General features: G+C 33.2%; 17 protein-coding genes. 10 read left to right on the top strand and 7 right to left on the bottom strand.

Going from position 1 to position 17,635, the window contains the following annotated elements; translation table 11 throughout:
* Positions 1 to 8: 8 nt before the first annotated feature.
* From V6246_RS15320 to V6246_RS15300, 5 genes are all read right to left on the bottom strand, one after another.
* The gene (locus tag V6246_RS15320) at positions 9 to 587 is read right to left on the bottom strand and encodes a hypothetical protein (protein WP_341561345.1); all 579 of its coding nucleotides are present in this window, start codon (positions 585 to 587) and stop codon (positions 9 to 11) included.
* Entirely contained in the window at positions 568 to 1,386 is an 819-nt protein-coding gene (locus V6246_RS15315) for a DUF2971 domain-containing protein (RefSeq protein WP_341561344.1), read from the bottom strand. The genes V6246_RS15320 and V6246_RS15315 overlap by 20 nt, the downstream gene beginning before the upstream one ends.
* 26 nt (positions 1,387 to 1,412) lie before the next feature.
* The gene (locus tag V6246_RS15310; protein ID WP_341561342.1) at positions 1,413 to 1,934 is read right to left on the bottom strand and encodes a DUF4136 domain-containing protein; all 522 of its coding nucleotides are present in this window, start codon (positions 1,932 to 1,934) and stop codon (positions 1,413 to 1,415) included.
* A 162-nt stretch (positions 1,935 to 2,096) separates the two neighbouring features.
* A complete protein-coding gene (obgE, locus tag V6246_RS15305; protein WP_341561340.1) occupies positions 2,097 to 3,095 on the bottom strand; it encodes a GTPase ObgE in 999 nt (332 codons plus the stop codon).
* Between the two features lie 195 nt (positions 3,096 to 3,290).
* Positions 3,291 to 4,400: an adenylate kinase gene (locus tag V6246_RS15300; RefSeq protein WP_341561339.1), complete on the bottom strand. Its 1,110-nt coding sequence runs from the start codon at positions 4,398 to 4,400 to the stop codon at positions 3,291 to 3,293.
* A gap of 138 nt (positions 4,401 to 4,538) precedes the next feature.
* On the opposite strand from V6246_RS15300, the gene V6246_RS15295 reads away from it, so the two are divergent.
* The 3 genes from V6246_RS15295 (at position 4,539) to V6246_RS15285 (ending at position 8,404) form a co-directional block, all read left to right on the top strand.
* Complete coding sequence (locus V6246_RS15295; RefSeq protein ID WP_341561337.1) at positions 4,539 to 5,693, top strand: 5-(carboxyamino)imidazole ribonucleotide synthase; 1,155 nt, start codon at positions 4,539 to 4,541, stop codon at positions 5,691 to 5,693.
* A gap of 31 nt (positions 5,694 to 5,724) precedes the next feature.
* The gene (gene purE / locus V6246_RS15290) at positions 5,725 to 6,207 is read left to right on the top strand and encodes a 5-(carboxyamino)imidazole ribonucleotide mutase (RefSeq protein ID WP_042497002.1); all 483 of its coding nucleotides are present in this window, start codon (positions 5,725 to 5,727) and stop codon (positions 6,205 to 6,207) included.
* Positions 6,208 to 6,367: 160 nt separating this feature from the next.
* The gene (locus V6246_RS15285) at positions 6,368 to 8,404 is read left to right on the top strand and encodes a M3 family metallopeptidase (protein WP_341561335.1); all 2,037 of its coding nucleotides are present in this window, start codon (positions 6,368 to 6,370) and stop codon (positions 8,402 to 8,404) included.
* A gap of 135 nt (positions 8,405 to 8,539) precedes the next feature.
* On the opposite strand, the gene V6246_RS15280 is transcribed toward V6246_RS15285, so the two are convergent.
* Together V6246_RS15280 and xrtF are read right to left on the bottom strand one after the other, a co-directional pair.
* On the bottom strand, positions 8,540 to 8,977 hold the full coding sequence (locus tag V6246_RS15280) for an exosortase F system-associated membrane protein (RefSeq protein ID WP_341561333.1): 438 nt from the start codon (positions 8,975 to 8,977) through the stop codon (positions 8,540 to 8,542).
* Positions 8,970 to 9,521 (bottom strand): exosortase family protein XrtF, encoded by a 552-nt coding sequence (xrtF, locus tag V6246_RS15275; protein ID WP_341561332.1) that lies wholly within the window; start codon positions 9,519 to 9,521, stop codon positions 8,970 to 8,972. Before xrtF ends, V6246_RS15280 begins: the two co-directional genes overlap by 8 nt.
* A 69-nt stretch (positions 9,522 to 9,590) precedes the next feature.
* On the opposite strand from xrtF, the gene V6246_RS15270 reads away from it, so the two are divergent.
* The 7 genes from V6246_RS15270 (at position 9,591) to rodA (ending at position 17,612) form a co-directional block, all read left to right on the top strand.
* On the top strand, positions 9,591 to 10,046 hold the full coding sequence (locus V6246_RS15270) for a GAF domain-containing protein (RefSeq protein ID WP_159019186.1): 456 nt from the start codon (positions 9,591 to 9,593) through the stop codon (positions 10,044 to 10,046).
* A gap of 253 nt (positions 10,047 to 10,299) precedes the next feature.
* A complete protein-coding gene (gene purH / locus V6246_RS15265) occupies positions 10,300 to 11,832 on the top strand; it encodes a bifunctional phosphoribosylaminoimidazolecarboxamide formyltransferase/IMP cyclohydrolase (protein ID WP_341561329.1) in 1,533 nt (510 codons plus the stop codon).
* Between the two features lie 195 nt (positions 11,833 to 12,027).
* Complete coding sequence (locus V6246_RS15260) at positions 12,028 to 13,056, top strand: rod shape-determining protein (RefSeq protein ID WP_042496995.1); 1,029 nt, start codon at positions 12,028 to 12,030, stop codon at positions 13,054 to 13,056.
* 24 nt (positions 13,057 to 13,080) lie between these two features.
* The gene (gene mreC / locus V6246_RS15255; protein WP_042496993.1) at positions 13,081 to 13,902 is read left to right on the top strand and encodes a rod shape-determining protein MreC; all 822 of its coding nucleotides are present in this window, start codon (positions 13,081 to 13,083) and stop codon (positions 13,900 to 13,902) included.
* A complete protein-coding gene (locus tag V6246_RS15250; RefSeq protein WP_341561327.1) occupies positions 13,895 to 14,401 on the top strand; it encodes a rod shape-determining protein MreD in 507 nt (168 codons plus the stop codon). The genes mreC and V6246_RS15250 overlap by 8 nt, the downstream gene beginning before the upstream one ends.
* Entirely contained in the window at positions 14,398 to 16,335 is a 1,938-nt protein-coding gene (mrdA, locus tag V6246_RS15245) for a penicillin-binding protein 2 (RefSeq protein WP_341561325.1), read from the top strand. The genes V6246_RS15250 and mrdA overlap by 4 nt, the downstream gene beginning before the upstream one ends.
* The gene (gene rodA / locus V6246_RS15240) at positions 16,335 to 17,612 is read left to right on the top strand and encodes a rod shape-determining protein RodA (protein WP_341561324.1); all 1,278 of its coding nucleotides are present in this window, start codon (positions 16,335 to 16,337) and stop codon (positions 17,610 to 17,612) included. Before mrdA ends, rodA begins: the two co-directional genes overlap by 1 nt.
* Positions 17,613 to 17,635 lie beyond the last annotated feature (23 nt).

Below are 17,635 nucleotides of genomic sequence, written 5' to 3'. Positions count from 1 at the left end.
GCTATTTCTTAAAAATCAATACTATCATTTATCTTAACGCTTAGCTCATTATCATTAGGAATGATAAATTCATTAGAGAAAGACCTTACAGCATCATAATCTTCAGCCTGAATATCTACCCAATAATCATCACCAAGTAACTTAAAAAAATAACGCTTATCTATGTGTTTCTCATAAAACGCTTGTATTTCTGTATGACTATCTTCTTTTAAAGTATTTGTTACCGAGTCGGTATAGGCAGTTCGAATAACTTTTTCTTTTAAATAATAAATATATGTAGTGTCTCTATGGAAGAGTAACGCTTTTGGCTCACCACTACCACCATCCCAATTAACGTCTTCTGGTTCTATTCCCAGTTTATACGTAAATCGATGTGTAGTGCCGTAATTATGCCCAGAAAACAGACCTATAGCAGTTGAAAGCGTTGTTGTTTTTTCAACTTCCAAACGCTTCCCGTTTGATAACACTTTATGAGTTTTATCAACAATCACTTTATCTTCATAATCACAACTCACGAATAAGCTAATAATTACAACTAGAATCCCTAATTTGATTATTTCCTTCAATTTAAAAACTAAGATCATCATAATCTTTCTTGTTTTCTATGCAAAAACCTTCTCTATCCCAATTAATGTAAAACAGTTTCACTTTATTCTTTTCAGTAAACTCACTAAACCATTGTTGAGAAAAATCTGAAAGTTCTTTTTTTGATATTATAATCGCTTTTAAGCTATCGCCAATTTCCAAATAATCTTCGGTTTTGGAAAATGAAATGAACCGATATTCATTTTCTCCAGCATAATCTTTATGCTTAAGAAAACTATTCTTTCTAATTCTTTCTAAATTATCGTTACAATATTTTTCAAGACCTGATTCATATAAAATATTGAGATCTATATCATAGTTATTTTGAACTAAATCATCATAACCGATATAGTTAACATCTCCTGAATGCTTTTTATAATTATTCTTTTTCAGTTTACTTTTATCAAACACCAGACAAACACCATTATATTTATCTCCATACTGATCCCACATCCTTGGTTTAAGAAATCCATAATATTCATCTGGAACAACCATCTCTCTAGCAAATTTTGGGTCTTTATTATTTTTACAAAAACAAACTTGTTTTAAATTTTTTATTTTCTCCTTAATATAATCAGATGCTTTATCACTAATTTCATTATCCGCTCTCTTAGTATCTTTATAACCAAAAAAACTTTTCCCCAAATTGAGATTAACATTGTTTTCTATTGGGTCATTCGACATTTTCCCTCCTGAAAACTTTAATTTATTTGTATGCAAAATATACTCATAAGCCGTTTGGGTTTTGGTAAAATGATACAACGTTTCTGTTGAATTAAAAATATCGTCAATTTCACTCATTTATTCCTTTATAAAATTAATCATACCTAATTTTTCGGCGGATACTTCTTTAATATTTTAGCAACAATAGCACTTAAACGTGCTTCACGTTTTTCTGGCGAGCTATTTGGATTAAAACTAGATTCGCTAACCGCTTGCCAGTAAAGCTGCTTGATATTTTCGTCAACAAAATCGACTGTTATTTGTCGTGTTACTTGTGCTTGCCCAAGAGGTAAACCAATAGAAATACCTCCGCCAACATTACCGCCTCCACCGCCAACTCCTACGCCAACGGTTTGCCTTTGTGCTCCTTGAAATTCGGTGCTTTTTATGTCTATAAAAAAATCTGGCGTATCAGATAATGCAAAACCTTTGGCTTGCAGTTGTTCATCTAAAGCATTTAAAAGTCGTTTAGTATCCAACTCACTTAAACCGGTTTTCATGTCGGCATAATAGTTATAACTTTTGTATTTGGCGAAATCTGTACCTTTTTCGTAATCGTAGTTTACATAAATAGGAGCGCAAGATGCCACTAAAAATAATATAGCGAGAGTCTTAACAAGTTTCATAGTATTGTTTTTTATATAAATTTAAACAAAAATTGTTCCGAATATGCATTACTTTTTATTCTGAAATAAAAAACCGCTAAGTGTTGTTTAAAAACAAGACTTAGCGGCTTAAATAATGTTATAAAAAAGAACTTCCCCTTTTACAGGTTCGTCCAAATTATTTTATTGATTCAACATTTTCCAAAGTACATCCTTTAACTCTGTGATACCTTTTTGGGCTACAGACGAAATAAAAACGTATGGAATTGGCAATTCGTTGTCTAGCTCTACTTTTAGCTCAGCTTGAAGCTCATCATCTAGCATATCACTTTTTGATATGGCGATGATACGATCTTTATCCAACATTTCAGGATTGTAACGACGAAGCTCATCAAGTAAAATATCGTATTGTTTTCTAATATCTTCCGCATCCGCAGGAATCATAAACAACAAAATTGAGTTACGCTCAATATGGCGTAAAAAATAATGTCCTAATCCTTTACCTTCAGCGGCACCTTCAATAATACCAGGAATATCTGCCATTACAAAAGTTTGAAAATCACGATATTTTACAATACCTAAATTTGGTTTTAGGGTTGTAAACTCGTAATCGGCAATTTTTGGTTTTGCAGAAGTTACTACAGATAACAGTGTTGATTTTCCAGCATTTGGAAAACCTACTAAACCAACATCTGCAAGTACTTTTAACTCTAAAGTTATGTACTTCTCTTCCATTGGTAAACCAGGTTGCGCATAGCGAGGTGTTTGGTTTGTAGACGATCTAAAGTGCCAGTTTCCTAAACCACCTTTTCCACCTTCGGCAATAATTCTTTCTTCACCATTTTCGGTAATTTCAAGAATGATTTCGTTAGTTTCAGTATCACGAATTACGGTTCCTAATGGTACATCTAAATAAAAATCTTCACCATCGGCACCAAAACTTCTACTTTTCCCACCATTTTCACCATGACCAGCACGTAAGTGTTTTTTATATTTTAAATGCAGAAGGGTCCATAAGTTATCGTTACCACGTAGAATAATGTGACCACCACGGCCTCCATCTCCTCCATCGGGACCACCTTTTGTAATATATTTTTCACGATGTAAATGCGCCGATCCACGGCCACCCTTACCTGAGCTTACATACATTTTTACGTAATCTACAAAATTTCCTTCTGTCATTTTCCAATTTAATATTAATAAGCACAACCCTTAAAATAGCGGTTGTTCCTTTATTTTTTCCGCGTAAGCGAAAACTTTATTTTGTTAAGTGTTATTATGTTTGATTTGCCTTTAACAAAATATAAAAAGCAGCAAACCGATGTAAAAACAGCATAAAGAGTATCTTATTTTACTCCTTGCTATTTCTATTTGTTTTTACAATTTATCAATAGCCGTACTTAAACGCACAGTAATATCTTCGATACTACCAACACCATCAACACCAAAATATTTCTCTTGTGCGTTGTAGTAATCTTTTAAAACAGCAGTTTTGTTATAATACTCGGTAATTCTATTTCTTATAATAGATTCATCGGCATCATCAGGTCTTCCGCTTGTCTTTCCTCTTTCTAATAAACGACCAACTAAAATTTCATCGTCTACCTCTAGTGCAATCATTGCGTTAATTTGCGAATCTTTAGCTTCCATTAATTTATCTAGAGATTCTGCTTGTGCATTTGTTCTAGGAAAACCGTCGAAAATAAACCCATTTGCATCGGCATTTTTTTCAACTTCAGCATTTAACATATCAATAGTTACTTGGTCTGGAACCAACTCTCCTTTATCTATAAACGATTTTGCTAACATACCGAGAGCTGTTTCGTTTTTAATATTGAATCGAAAAACATCACCGGTAGAAATGTGTACCAAGTTGTATTTTTCTTTTAAAAAGTTTGCTTGTGTTCCTTTGCCTGCTCCTGGAGGGCCAAATAGCACTAAATTTGTCATGTGTTGTGTTTCTTTTATTTGATATACTTCTGGTAAATTTCTTCCTAAACCATCATAATCTAAGCCGTAGCCTACAATAAATTTATTAGGAATTTCTATACCAACATAATGTAGTTTAAAGTCTTTTTTATAGGCCTCAGGCTTGTAAAATAACGTAGCAATTTTTAAAGCCTTAACATTCTCGTTTTTAAAAATACGATGTACTTCGGCAAGCGTGTTTCCGGTATCTATAATATCTTCTAAAATTACAACAGTGCGGCCAGACAAATCTTGGGTTAGCCCAATTAAACGTTGAATATCTTCGGTAGATTTCACACCTTCGTATGATGCTAATTTGATAAAAGTAACCTCACAAGGTTTTGGATATTTTTTAACAAAATCGCTTACCACCATAAACGAACCGTTTAAGATACCGATAAATACAGGAACTTCGTCACCAATATCATTCGCAATCTCATCGGCCATTCTAGCTAGTGCATCATCAATTTGTGCAGCAGATATAAATGGTTTAAAATATTTGTCGTGTAACTTTATCACCGTTATTAATTTTTGAAGTTGCAAAGATAATCAATAGATTAACGTTTTAGGCTTTTTTGATTTATGAATTGAAGCCTATTTTAAGATTATAACGTATTTTTGCTTACAATTTAGGACACTTTAGTTAAAAACAAGCAAATGAATTACTTTTCTTCTCATTTTAAACTCGGCATTTTAGGTGGTGGGCAACTCGGTAAAATGCTACTTTACAACACCAGAAAATTTGATATTTACACCTGTGTTTTGGAAGCTAGCAACGAAGCGCCTTGCAAAACAGCCTGCGACGAATTTCACCTTGGTGATTTAATGGATTATGATGCTGTTTATAACTTCGGAAAACAAGTAGATGTTTTAACTATTGAAATTGAAAACGTAAACATCGATGCCCTGGAAGCGCTTGAAAAAGAAGGCGTAAAAATATATCCATCGTCAAAAACATTACGTATTATCCAGAATAAAGCAACGCAGAAATTATTTTATGTGGATCACAACATTCCTACATCGCCTTTTACTCGTTTTGCTTTTACTTCGGAAATAAAAGAAGCTCTAAACCATGGCGGATTAAGCTTGCCTTTTGTTTGGAAATGTGCCCAGTTTGGATACGATGGTACTGGCGTGAAAATTGTTAGAACCGCTGACGATTTAAAAGATTTACCTAACGTAGAATGTATTGCAGAAAACTTAGTACCGTTTAAAAACGAATTGGCCGTAATTGTTGCAAGAAATGCATCGGGAGAAACAAAAACTTACCCTGTGGTAGAAATGGAATTTCATCCAGAAGCCAACCAAGTAGAGTATGTTATTTGCCCTGCTCGTATAGATGTTGCTGTTGCTAAAAAAGCAGAAGCTGTTGCATTAAAAGTTTCGGAGGCTATTAACCATGTTGGTTTATTGGCTGTTGAAATGTTTCAAACTGAAAATGATGATATTTTAATAAACGAAGTCGCTCCAAGACCTCATAATTCAGGTCACCAAACTATAGAAGCCAGTTATACTTCTCAATTTGAACAGCATATTCGTGCCGTTTTAAATTTACCTTTAGGTCGTACAGACAATAAAGTAGGTGGTGTTATGGTTAACCTTGTTGGCGCCGAAGGTTTTAGCGGCAATGTAGTTTACGAAAACATAGAAAAAATAATGAATATGGATGGTGTTACACCGCATATTTATGGCAAAAAACAAACACGTCCGTTTAGAAAAATGGGACATGTCACTATTGTAAATGAAGATTTGAATGAAGCGAGACGGATTGCCGAAGAGGTTAAAAAATCCATCCGAGTAATTTCAGAATAAAACATAATTATAAATTTAATTCATATAAAAAATGAATAAAGTAGGAGTCATCATGGGAAGCAAAAGCGACCTGCCAGTAATGCAAGATGCGATAGATATTTTAAAAGGATTTGGTGTTGATGTTGAAGTTGATATTGTATCGGCTCACCGCACACCAGAAAAATTATTCGATTACGGTAAAAACGCACACACCAGAGGCTTTGCAGTAATTATTGCCGGAGCTGGTGGCGCCGCACATTTACCAGGCATGATTGCATCACTATCACCATTACCAGTAATTGGAGTTCCTGTAAAAAGCAGTAATTCTATAGATGGTTGGGATTCTGTATTATCAATATTACAAATGCCAGGCGGTGTTCCTGTTGCAACAGTTGCTTTAAATGGCGCAAAAAATGCAGGAATATTAGCAGCACAAATTTTAGGAGCTAGCGATTTATATGTTCGTGAAAAAATAATAGCTTACAAAGAAGACTTAAAAGTAAAGGTTAACGAATCGGCTAAAGATTTAAGCTAATACTATAAAATGAAAAACCTCGAAATATAAATTTCAAGGTTTTTCTAGCTATTAACAATAATCCTATAAGAGTTAGTCACTCTAAAATTGTTGCAGCAAATTTACAATAATTTACTATGCATACATACTAAATTATAATTTTAACTTATATTTAATTAAAATGATAAAAGCATCTTTAATTACCCCGTTCCAAACACCATACAACGCAGCGCCTTTTTCAGCTATTGAAAACGACGACTATCTTCCTACTTTTAAGGAAGCCATAAAGCAAGCCAAAGCTGAAATTGATGCGATAGTAAACAACACCGAAGCACCTAGCTTTGAAAACACCATTGTAGCATTAGATTTTTCAGGAGAACAATTAGATAGAATTTCGAGTATATTTTTCAATTTAAATTCTGCTGAAACCAATGAAACTATCCAAAAAATAGCTCAAGAAGTTTCTCCTTTATTATCAGAATTTGGTAATGACATTACATTAAACGAAGACTTATTTAAGCGTGTAAAAGCCGTTTACGATAATAAAAATGAGTTAAATTTAACTACGGAAGAACAAACCTTATTAGATAAAAGATATAAAGGTTTTTCTAGAAATGGAGCTAATTTACCCGAAGACAAAAAGGAAAAATTACGCGAAATAGACAAAAAACTGAGTCAGTTAAGTTTAAAATTCGGAGAAAATGTTTTAGCTGAAACCAATAAGTTTGAAATGCTTATTGTAGACGAAAAGGATTTAGCCGGTTTACCAGAAGGCACAATAGAAGCCGCAAAACAATTGGCAGAATCTAAAGAAAAAGAAGGTTGGTTATTCACTCTAGATTACCCAAGTTACATTCCTTTTGTAACCTATGCAGACAATAGAGAGTTACGTAAAAAACTAACTTTAGCGGCAGGCAGCAAAGCCTTTAAAGGTGACGTTTTAGACAATCAAGATATTGTATTACAAATTGTAAACCTACGCCACGAACGCGCTAACTTATTAGGATACAAAACTCATGCGCATTTTGTTCTAGAAGAACGTATGGCACAAACCCCTGAAAAAGTTTTAGATTTTTCTAACGAGTTGTTAGAAAAAGCAAAACCAGCTGCAAAAAAGGAGTTTGAAAACTTAGAGAAATTTGCAAAAGAATTAGATAGCATAGACCAATTAGAAAAATGGGATGGCTCTTATTATTCTGAAAAACTGAAACAAAAATTATTCAGTTTAGATGATGAACAACTGAAACCATATTTTAAATTAGAAAATGTAATTGATGGCGCTTTTACGGTGGCTAACAAATTATTCGATTTGAGTTTTGAAGAAATTGATACTATTGATAAATATCACGAAGATGTTTTAACGTATAAGGTTACCGATAAAAACGGTGATTTAGTTTCTATATTTTACGCCGATTTCTTCCCAAGATCTGGAAAAAGAAACGGTGCTTGGATGACCTCTTACAAACCACAATATATAGTAGATGGTGAAAATAGCCGCCCGCACATTTCTATAGTTTGCAACTTTACAAAACCAACAAAAAGCAAACCATCTTTATTAACCTTTAACGAAGTTACTACCCTATTTCACGAATTTGGACACGCATTACATGGTATGCTAGCAAATACTACTTACCCAAGTTTATCTGGAACCAGTGTGTTTTGGGATTTTGTAGAATTGCCAAGTCAGGTTATGGAAAACTGGTGCTACGAGAAAGAAGCTTTAGAATTGTTTGCTAAACATTATGAAACTGGAGAAGTTATCCCAATGGATTTAGTTGAAAAAATAAAAGATTCGGCTAGTTTTCACCAAGGAATGCAAACATTACGTCAGTTAAGTTTTGGTCTTTTAGATATGAAATGGCACGGACAAGATCCATCAAGCATTTCTAATGTTAAAGATTTTGAAACCGAAGCTTTTAAAGACACCAAATTATATCCTAAAACAGAAGAAACTTGCATGAGTACCGCATTTTCTCATATTTTCCAAGGTGGATATTCATCTGGGTATTACAGTTACAAATGGGCTGAAGTTTTAGATGCCGATGCTTTCGAATATTTTCAAGAAGCCGGTATTTTTAATAAAGAAGTTGCTACCAAATTTAAAGACAACGTACTGTCGCAAGGTGGAACAGAAAACCCAATGGTACTTTACAAACGTTTTAGAGGCCAAGAACCAAAACCTGAAGCTTTATTAAAACGTGCTGGGTTAATAAAATAAATAATACAGATTAAAATAACTTAAGGTGTTTATGAAGTTTTCGAACTAAATAAGCACTTTTTTTTGTGTTTAGAATTGAAATACTCCACGTGTTCCTTTAAAAATAAACGAGCCTGTACTGCTTCAGAATAAAATCTACTTTAAATCTTTGGTAAGTTTGTAATAATAAAAAGCAGGCAGTAACAATATTAAAATTACAGGCTGAATTAAAAAGCGTCTTAAATTAAAAAAGAAGTAGTAATCGGTTTGTTTCGGGTTGATAACAAAATATAAATAGCCACAAATTAAAATAATAAAAGCCATAGCGTAAACCAAAGCCGAAAACTTAACAATATTTCTATCTTTAAAAACCACATAAAGAATCCCTAAGGAAACTAAACCGTTTAAAACATAGCGTAAAACTGTAAAAGCTACTAATTTTAATACTTCTCTACGCGGACTATCGATGTACAAATAATCGTTATGAAAAAAGGTTAAATATGGATCGTAAAACAATTCATTCTCAAACCATCGAATTAACACCAATACGGTTATCAATATAAAAAGTAGAATATATTTAAACGGTTTAGACATTTTTTTGGTTTAATTTAGAAAAACGATTCACCCAAAAAATCCATAGCAGAAATACAACACCATAAATAATAGCAGGAAATATTACGGCATGTAAAAACTCCGATTGTTCTGGGTGTTTATAAAGCCAAATCGATAATATTACAATACGCGAAACATTAACCACATAGATAATTACACTCCCTGAAAGCAGATACAAAAGCGTAGTTTTCAATTTTCCTGAAAACGCAACAATAAAAGAGACAAATAGAATTAGCACGCTTAATCCGTTGCATCCTTCAATAACTCGGGCCACATAGGTATTACCTATCATAACCTTCAAAGAAGGCTCTTCTAGATGTGGCACCATTTCGGTAGCATAGCCAAATGTGTTTAGTAAATCTTTACTTTGCTCGCCAACCAAATGCGTGAAATAATCTGGATAAAACTCGGAACCATCAGAAAATTGTAAATAGAATTTATAAATTACAGAAAGTGACAAGTACACCAACAAAAATGTAAGTATAAACTTTATTACCGACCTGTATTTTACAAAGAGTGTTTTCAAATTAAAATGCTATAAACAAAGTACCGAAATTACATCTTTTTAAATACTTTTGCCAAAACTTTTCAAATTATGATTTTAGAAACTCTAAAACCCCAAGTATCAGCAATTATTTCTAACCAAGACCTAGATAAAAACGAGCGTCTATTAAAAATATGCGAACTACTCGATAAAAACATAACATATTATAACTGGGTCGGTTTCTATTTTAGAAACGGCGAAAAAGAAGAGCTACTTTTAGGCCCTTATGTTGGTGCACCAACAGACCATACTGTAATTCCTTTTGGAAAAGGTATTTGCGGACAAGTAGCCGTTAGCAACGAAAACTTTGTTGTGCCAGACGTTGCTGCTCAAGACAATTATATTGCTTGTAGCATTACCGTTAAAGCCGAAATAGTAGTTCCTATTTTTGTTAATGGTGAAAACATTGGCCAAATAGATATCGACTCGAATACGCCAGATCCTTTTACAGAATTGGACGAACGTTTTCTGGAGTTTGTTTGCGAGCAAGTTGCAACTATACTTTAGTAGAGTTTTCTATTAAAGAATTAAAATACAGCAAGTTTATTTAAGTTGTTAGCACGTGGTGTTTGCGTTTTGCATTCCACTTGTTAACAACTTCTGTTTTTAGTTAAAAAATGAAGCGTCTTTTTTATTATTTCACAACCCATTTTTTAAACTAAATAAGTACTTTTGCAAATATTTTAAATTTTCAGCGTAAAAGACTGAAAAACAACAAAATTTCACATAAAAAAGCACTCTTAAACACAACACAACACCAATGAGCAACGAAAAAACCATTAAATCGGCACTAATTTCAGTATTTAGTAAAGACGGATTAGAACCAATTGTAAGAAAGTTAAACGAACAAGGCGTAACCATTTATTCTACCGGTGGTACTGAAAAATTTATTAACGATTTAGGTATAGACGTTGTTCCTGTAGAAGATGTTACATCATACCCTTCTATTCTTGGTGGTCGTGTAAAAACATTACACCCAAAAGTTTTTGGTGGTATTTTAAACAGACAAAACCATGATGGTGATGTTGCTGAATTAGCCGAATATAATATCCCACAACTTGATGTTGTAATTGTTGATTTATATCCTTTTGAAAAAACAGTAGCTTCTGGAGCAAGTACTCAAGATATTATTGAAAAAATTGATATTGGAGGGATTTCTTTAATTCGTGCTGCTGCTAAAAATTATTCAGATGTTATCTGTGTATCTTCAGTTGATGATTATGCTGAATTTTTAGAACTTATTTCAGAAAATAACGGAAGCATTTCAGAAGAAAACAGAAAACGTTTTGCAGGAAAAGCATTCAACGTATCTTCTCATTACGATACTGCTATTTTTAACTACTTCAACCAAAACAATGAAGAAACAGTTTTAAAAATAAGCGAGACTAACGGTAAAACGTTACGTTACGGTGAAAACCCACACCAAAAAGGATTTTTCTTCGGAAATTTCGATGAGTTATTTACTAAACTTCACGGAAAAGAATTAAGCTACAACAACCTTTTAGATGTTGATGCCGCTGTTAATTTAATGAATGAGTTTAAAAATGACGCACCAACATTTGCTGTATTAAAACACAATAATGCTTGTGGTTTAGCACAACGTGACACACTTCATCAAGCTTATGTAGATGCTTTAGCAGGAGACCCTGTTTCTGCTTTTGGAGGCGTTTTAATTAGCAACAAAGAAATTGATTTAGCTACAGCTGAAGAAATACATAAATTATTCTGTGAAGTTGTTATCGCTCCTTCTTTTTCTGCAGAAGCGTTAGAAACTCTTAAAGGTAAAAAGAACAGAATTTTATTAGAAATACATGATATTGAAATGCCACAAACAAACGTTAGAAGTTGTTTAAACGGCGTTTTAGTTCAAGATAGAAATAATATTACAGATCAGGCTGAAGATTTAAAAACAGTAACAACTTTAGCTCCAACAAGCGAACAAGTAGAAGATTTAATTTTTGCTTCTAAAATTTGTAAGCATACCAAATCTAACACTATTGTTTTAACAAAAAACAAAACGTTATTAGCAAGTGGAACAGGACAAACTAGTCGTGTTGATGCTTTAGAGCAAGCCATACACAAAGCACAAACTTTTAAATTCGATTTAAACGGTTCTGCTATGGCGAGTGATGCATTTTTCCCTTTCCCTGATTGTGTAGAAATCGCGAAAAACGCTGGTATTAGCTCTGTAATTCAGCCAGGTGGTTCTATAAAAGATCAATTAAGTATTGATTATTGTAACGGTAACAATGTAGCCATGGTTATGACAGGAACACGCCATTTTAAACACTAAATTTTATAGACGGTTTAAACTTTCATTTCTTCTGGAAACGCAAGTTTAAACCGTCCATAAACAAATAAATTACGTATAACTTACGAATACATTTGGTAAACAGAATTTTGGGCCCCGTAAAACTCAGAATATTTAGTAACTTTTAGTACTTTTACGGGATTCGTATTTTAAACCATAATTAATTATTAATAGCACATGGGATTTTTTGACTTCCTTACCGAAGATATAGCCATAGATTTAGGTACCGCAAACACGCTTATTATTCATAATGATAAGGTTGTTGTAGATGCACCATCTATCGTGGCAAGAGATAGAATTTCTGGTAAAATTATTGCCGTAGGGCAAGAAGCCAGTTTAATGCAAGGTAAAACCCATGAAAACATTAAAACCATCCGTCCGTTAAAAGATGGTGTTATTGCAGATTTTGATGCTTCGGAACAAATGATTAGTATGTTTATTAAAAACATACCCGCATTAAAAAAGAAGTTTTTCACACCTGCTTTACGTATGGTAATTTGTATTCCTTCTGGAATTACAGAAGTAGAAATGCGAGCAGTAAAAGAAAGTGCAGAACGTGTTAATGGTAAAGAAGTTTACTTAATTCACGAACCTATGGCTGCAGCAATTGGTATTGGCGTAGATATTATGCAACCTAAAGGAAACATGGTTGTGGATATAGGTGGTGGTACAACAGAAATTGCTGTTATTGCTCTTGGTGGTATTGTTTGCGACAAATCGGTTAAAATTGCAGGTGATGTATTTACAAACGATATTGTTTATTACATGCGTACACAGCACAATTTATATGTGGGTGAACGTACTGCTGAAAAAATAAAAATTCAAATTGGTGCTGCTACCGAAGATTTAGAATTACCTCCAGAAGATATGAGCGTTCAAGGACGTGATTTATTAACAGGAAAACCTAAGCAAGTATCAATTTCATATAGAGAAATAGCTAAGGCTTTAGATAAATCTATTTTACGTATTGAAGATGCCGTTATGGAAACCTTATCTCAAACGCCTCCAGAATTGGCTGCAGATATTTACAACACCGGTATTTATTTAGCTGGTGGTGGCTCTATGTTACGTGGTTTGGATAAGCGTTTATCTTTAAAAACAGATTTACCGGTTTACATTGCCGAAGATCCGTTGCGTGCTGTAGTACGTGGTACAGGTATCACTCTTAAAAACTTACCTAAATACAAAAGTGTATTGATAAAATAAAAGCATAAAATAGGTCTATAACCCATGCAACAGATTATTAATTTTCTAATAAGAAACAAAAACTTTTTGTTGTTCTTGTTGCTGTTTAGCATTTCTATTGTTTTTACAATTCAATCACACTCCTACCATAAAAGTAAGTTTATTAACTCGGCTAACTTTTTAACTGGTGGTGTTTATAATTCTGTAAATAATATTTCAGATTATTTTAATTTAAGATCTCAAAACAATCTGTTATCAGAAGAAAACAGACATCTAAAATCTCTTTTGTACAACCAAGCTACAAAAGATTCAGTTTATATAGATAGCTTATCTTTTAATGATAAATACAGATTTACTTCGGCCAACATTATCAAAAACAGTTATGCTTTACCTGATAATGTTTTACTTTTAAACAAAGGTAAAAACGATAGTGTTTTTGAGGATTTTGGAGTTATTACTAGTAAAGGTATTTTAGGTATTGTAAATAAAACAAGTAAAAATTTCGCAACCGTTATTTCAATCTTAAATACAACTAGTAATATTAGTGCTAAGTTGAAAAAGACCAACCATTATGGATCTTTAAAATGGAACGGGAAAAACCCAAGAATTACCCAATTAGTAGATATCCCTAAAATTGCAAACTTTAAAACAGGAGATACTATTGTAACCTCTGGCCTATCGTCTATTTTCCCTAAAGGCGTTCCTATTGGCACTGTAAACGATTTCAAACTAGATAACACAGAGAATTACTACGAAATAAATGTATTGTTGTTTAACGACATGACGAATATTGAGCATGTTTACATTATAAAAAACATCAATCTTCCTGAAATTAAAAACCTTTTAAACGGCATAAGCAATGAATAGTTTATTTTTCGCCCAAGCCAGCCGGTTTATTATACTTGTACTTTTTCAGGTATTAATATTTAACCATATTAATTTCTTAGGATATATAAATCCGTATATCTACATTTTATTAATTGCATTTTTCCCGGTTAGAAATAATCGTATTGTTATCATTTTTCTTAGTTTCTTCTTAGGATTGTCTATTGATTTATTTCTAGACACAGGAGGCATTCATGCGGCAGCATGCGTATTTATAGCTTACATTCGTCCTATTCTTTTAAAATCGTCTTTCGGTATGATTTACGAGCACCAAACCATCCGTTTTAATACCGTTGACTTTGGAGCTAAACTTACCTATATTTCATTACTAACCATAGTGCATCACCTTGTTTTGTTTAGTTTAGAAATATTTAACTTTTCAAAAGTAATTTTAATCCTTCAAAAGGCGTTATTCTCAAGTATATTCAGTATTATATTGATTATTCTAATTACAGTTATTTTTAGTAGAAAAACGAAATGAGACAATTTTTACTTTTTATCTCCATCATTTTAGTTGGTGTTTTATTTATTTCAAGGCTTTTTTATCTTCAAGTGTACAGCTCCAACTCTAATAGCTTATACGATGATAATGCCATTAGAAAAGTATGGGATTACCCTAAACGTGGTTTTGTATACGACAGAAACGGTGAACTTTTAGTTTCCAATCAGCCATCATACGATGTCATGGTGATTCCACGTGAAGTAGAACCACTAGATACTTTAGAATTTTGTAATCTTTTAAAAATTGATAAAGAAAAATTCATCTCAACATACAACAAAGCACGTCATTATTCTCCAAGATTATCATCTGTTTTTGTTTCACATTTATCAAAATCTGATTATGCTGTGTTACAAGAAAAAATGCGTAAGTTTAAAGGTTTTTACATTCAAAAACGTTCACTTAGACATTACGAAACCACTATTGGCGCCAACGTTTTAGGTGATATTGGTGAGGTAAACAATGCCATTATAAATCGTGACGATTACTACAAAATGGGTGACCTTATCGGAAAACAAGGTATTGAAGCCTCTTATGAAGAAACATTGCGTGGTGTTAAAGGGTTAAAATTTATTCAAAAAGATAGATTCAATCGAGATATTGGCTCCTATAAAGATGGTGAATTCGATATTACACCAGAACAAGGTAAAGATATCAAAATCACTATTGATGCCGATTTACAGGCCTACGGCGAATTACTTATGCAAAATAAACGCGGTGGTATTATTGCCATAGAACCATCGTCTGGAGAAATTTTAGCCATGGTTTCGGCTCCAACCTATGACCCTAATATTTTAGTAGGAAGAAACCGTTCTAAAAACTTCACGAAACTCTATAACGATTCTAGAGCAAATCCACTTTTCAACAGAAGTTTACAAGGTGTTTACGAGCCTGGATCTCCTTTTAAATTAATGAATGCTTTAATCGCATTACAAGAAAATGTTGTAACTCCAAATGAAACCGTTACCTGTTATGCAGGTTATAAATATGGAAATAGATTTATGAAATGCCACTGCTATAGCGGTACTAGAAACAATATGATTTCTGGCATTCAAAAATCGTGTAATGCCTATTTTGCCACAACATATAGAAAAATTTTAGATAAAAACGGTAATGCTTCCCAAGGTATTGATACCTGGAGTAAACATGCTAAAAGTTTTGGGTTAGGTCAATTTTTAAACAACGATTTATATGTGGGCCAAAAAGGACGTATCCCAGACCGTGCTTATTACAAACACATTTACCCAAACACCTTCTACTCTACCTACACCATTTCTAATGCCATTGGGCAAGGCGAAGTTGCTACAACACCAATTCAATTAGCAAACATGGCTGCTGCTATTGCTAATCGTGGTCATTATTTTACGCCACATATTATAAAAAGTATTGAAAACGAAACCTTACCAGAACAGTTTACAAAGCCTAAAATAACCTCGATAGATAAACAAAACTTCGACCCGGTTATCGAGGGCATGCTACAAGTTTATCAAAAAGGTACAGCAGCAACTTTGCAAGTAAAAGATATTGATATTTGTGGAAAAACTGGGACCGTAGAAAACTTTGTTAAAATTGATAGCGTAAGAACACAACTTACCGATCATTCTATATTTTTAGCCTTTGCACCAAAAGATAACCCTAAAATAGCTATTGCTGTTTTTGTTGAAAACGGATACTGGGGAAGTCGTTTTGCTGGACGAATTGCTAGTTTAATGATTGAAAAACATATTAAAAAAGAAATTACCCGAAAAGATTTAGAAGAATGGCTTTTAAAGCATAGTTTAGAAAACGAATACGCAAAACCTTATTCTGGTGAGCCTTTTAGAATTAACGGACAAACAAGCTTGCAAATTGTTGACGATCAAGAATACAATCGACTAAAAACAGAGCTGAATAAAATACATAAAACAGCAAATTAATGGTTAGAGACACTAACAGACATTTTAAATTCGATTGGATTACTATCTTTCTATTTTTTCTTTTAGTTGGTTTTGGTTGGCTTAATATTTTATCGGCTTCTCATACTGGGGCAACGCTTAATTATTTCGATTTAGACCAACCCTTTGGAAAACAACTTGTTTTCATTTTTTTAACCTTCGGTTTAATTATACTACTCTTAGCCATAGATGCTAAGTTCTACGAGCGTTTCTCTAGTCTCATCTATATTATATCCATGTTGTCCTTAGTTGGGCTCTTTATATTCGGTAAAAACGTAAACGGAGCTACATCTTGGTATGCCATTGGAGGCATGACGTTACAACCTAGTGAATTTGCAAAAACAGCCACAGCATTAGCGGTTGCCAAATATATTAGTGATTTAAACACCAACATTAAAAACTTCAGCGATCAAATTAAAACGTTTGCCATAATTATAACTCCTGCATTTCTTGTATTATTACAAAACGATACCGGAAGTACCATTGTTTATGGCGCTTTCTTCTTTGTTTTGTATCGCGAAGGCTTACCAAAATACTATTTAACACTTGCTGTTTCAGTCATATTACTCTCTATTTTATCTTTAAAATTCGGAGCTATAATAACATCAATAATTGCTATTATTGTGGTGATTTCATACCATTTTATAAATAAAAGAAAACTTAGAATATACCAATTATCACTTATTTTAATAGCCGCCTTATCTGTTTCATTTGGGGTGAAATTCTTCTATCAAAACATTTTACAACCGCACCAACAAGATAGAATAAGTCTTTGGTTACGCTTAGAAAAAGACCCTGTTAAGCTTCAGAAAATGAAGCAAACCTTTGCTTACAACCTAAACGAATCGGAAAAAGCCATAAGCTCAGGCGGTCTCTCTGGTAAAGGTTTTATGGAAGGTACACGTACCACTGGTAAATTTGTACCAGAACAGCATACCGATTATATTTTCAGCACCGTTGGCGAAGAGTGGGGTTTTCTTGGCAGCTCCTTTGTAGTAATCGTTTTTGTATTATTACTACTGCGTATATTACACTTAGCTGAACTTCAAAAATCGCAATTCAGTCGTGTTTATGGCTATGGCGTTGCGGCCATTGTATTTATCCACTTTTTAATTAATATAGGCATGGTTATGGGCTTAATTCCAACCATCGGTATTCCATTACCACTTTTTAGTTATGGTGGCTCTGGACTTTGGGCATTTACTATTTTAATCTTTATTTTTATTAAATTAGACTCCAACAAAATAAACGAATGGTAGTTTAACCGTTCTTATTTTATTAT

Source organism: Algibacter sp. TI.3.09, assembly GCF_038154905.1.
In the GTDB taxonomy this organism is placed as follows: domain Bacteria; phylum Bacteroidota; class Bacteroidia; order Flavobacteriales; family Flavobacteriaceae; genus Algibacter.
This window is presented reverse-complemented; position numbering and strand designations above follow the sequence as displayed.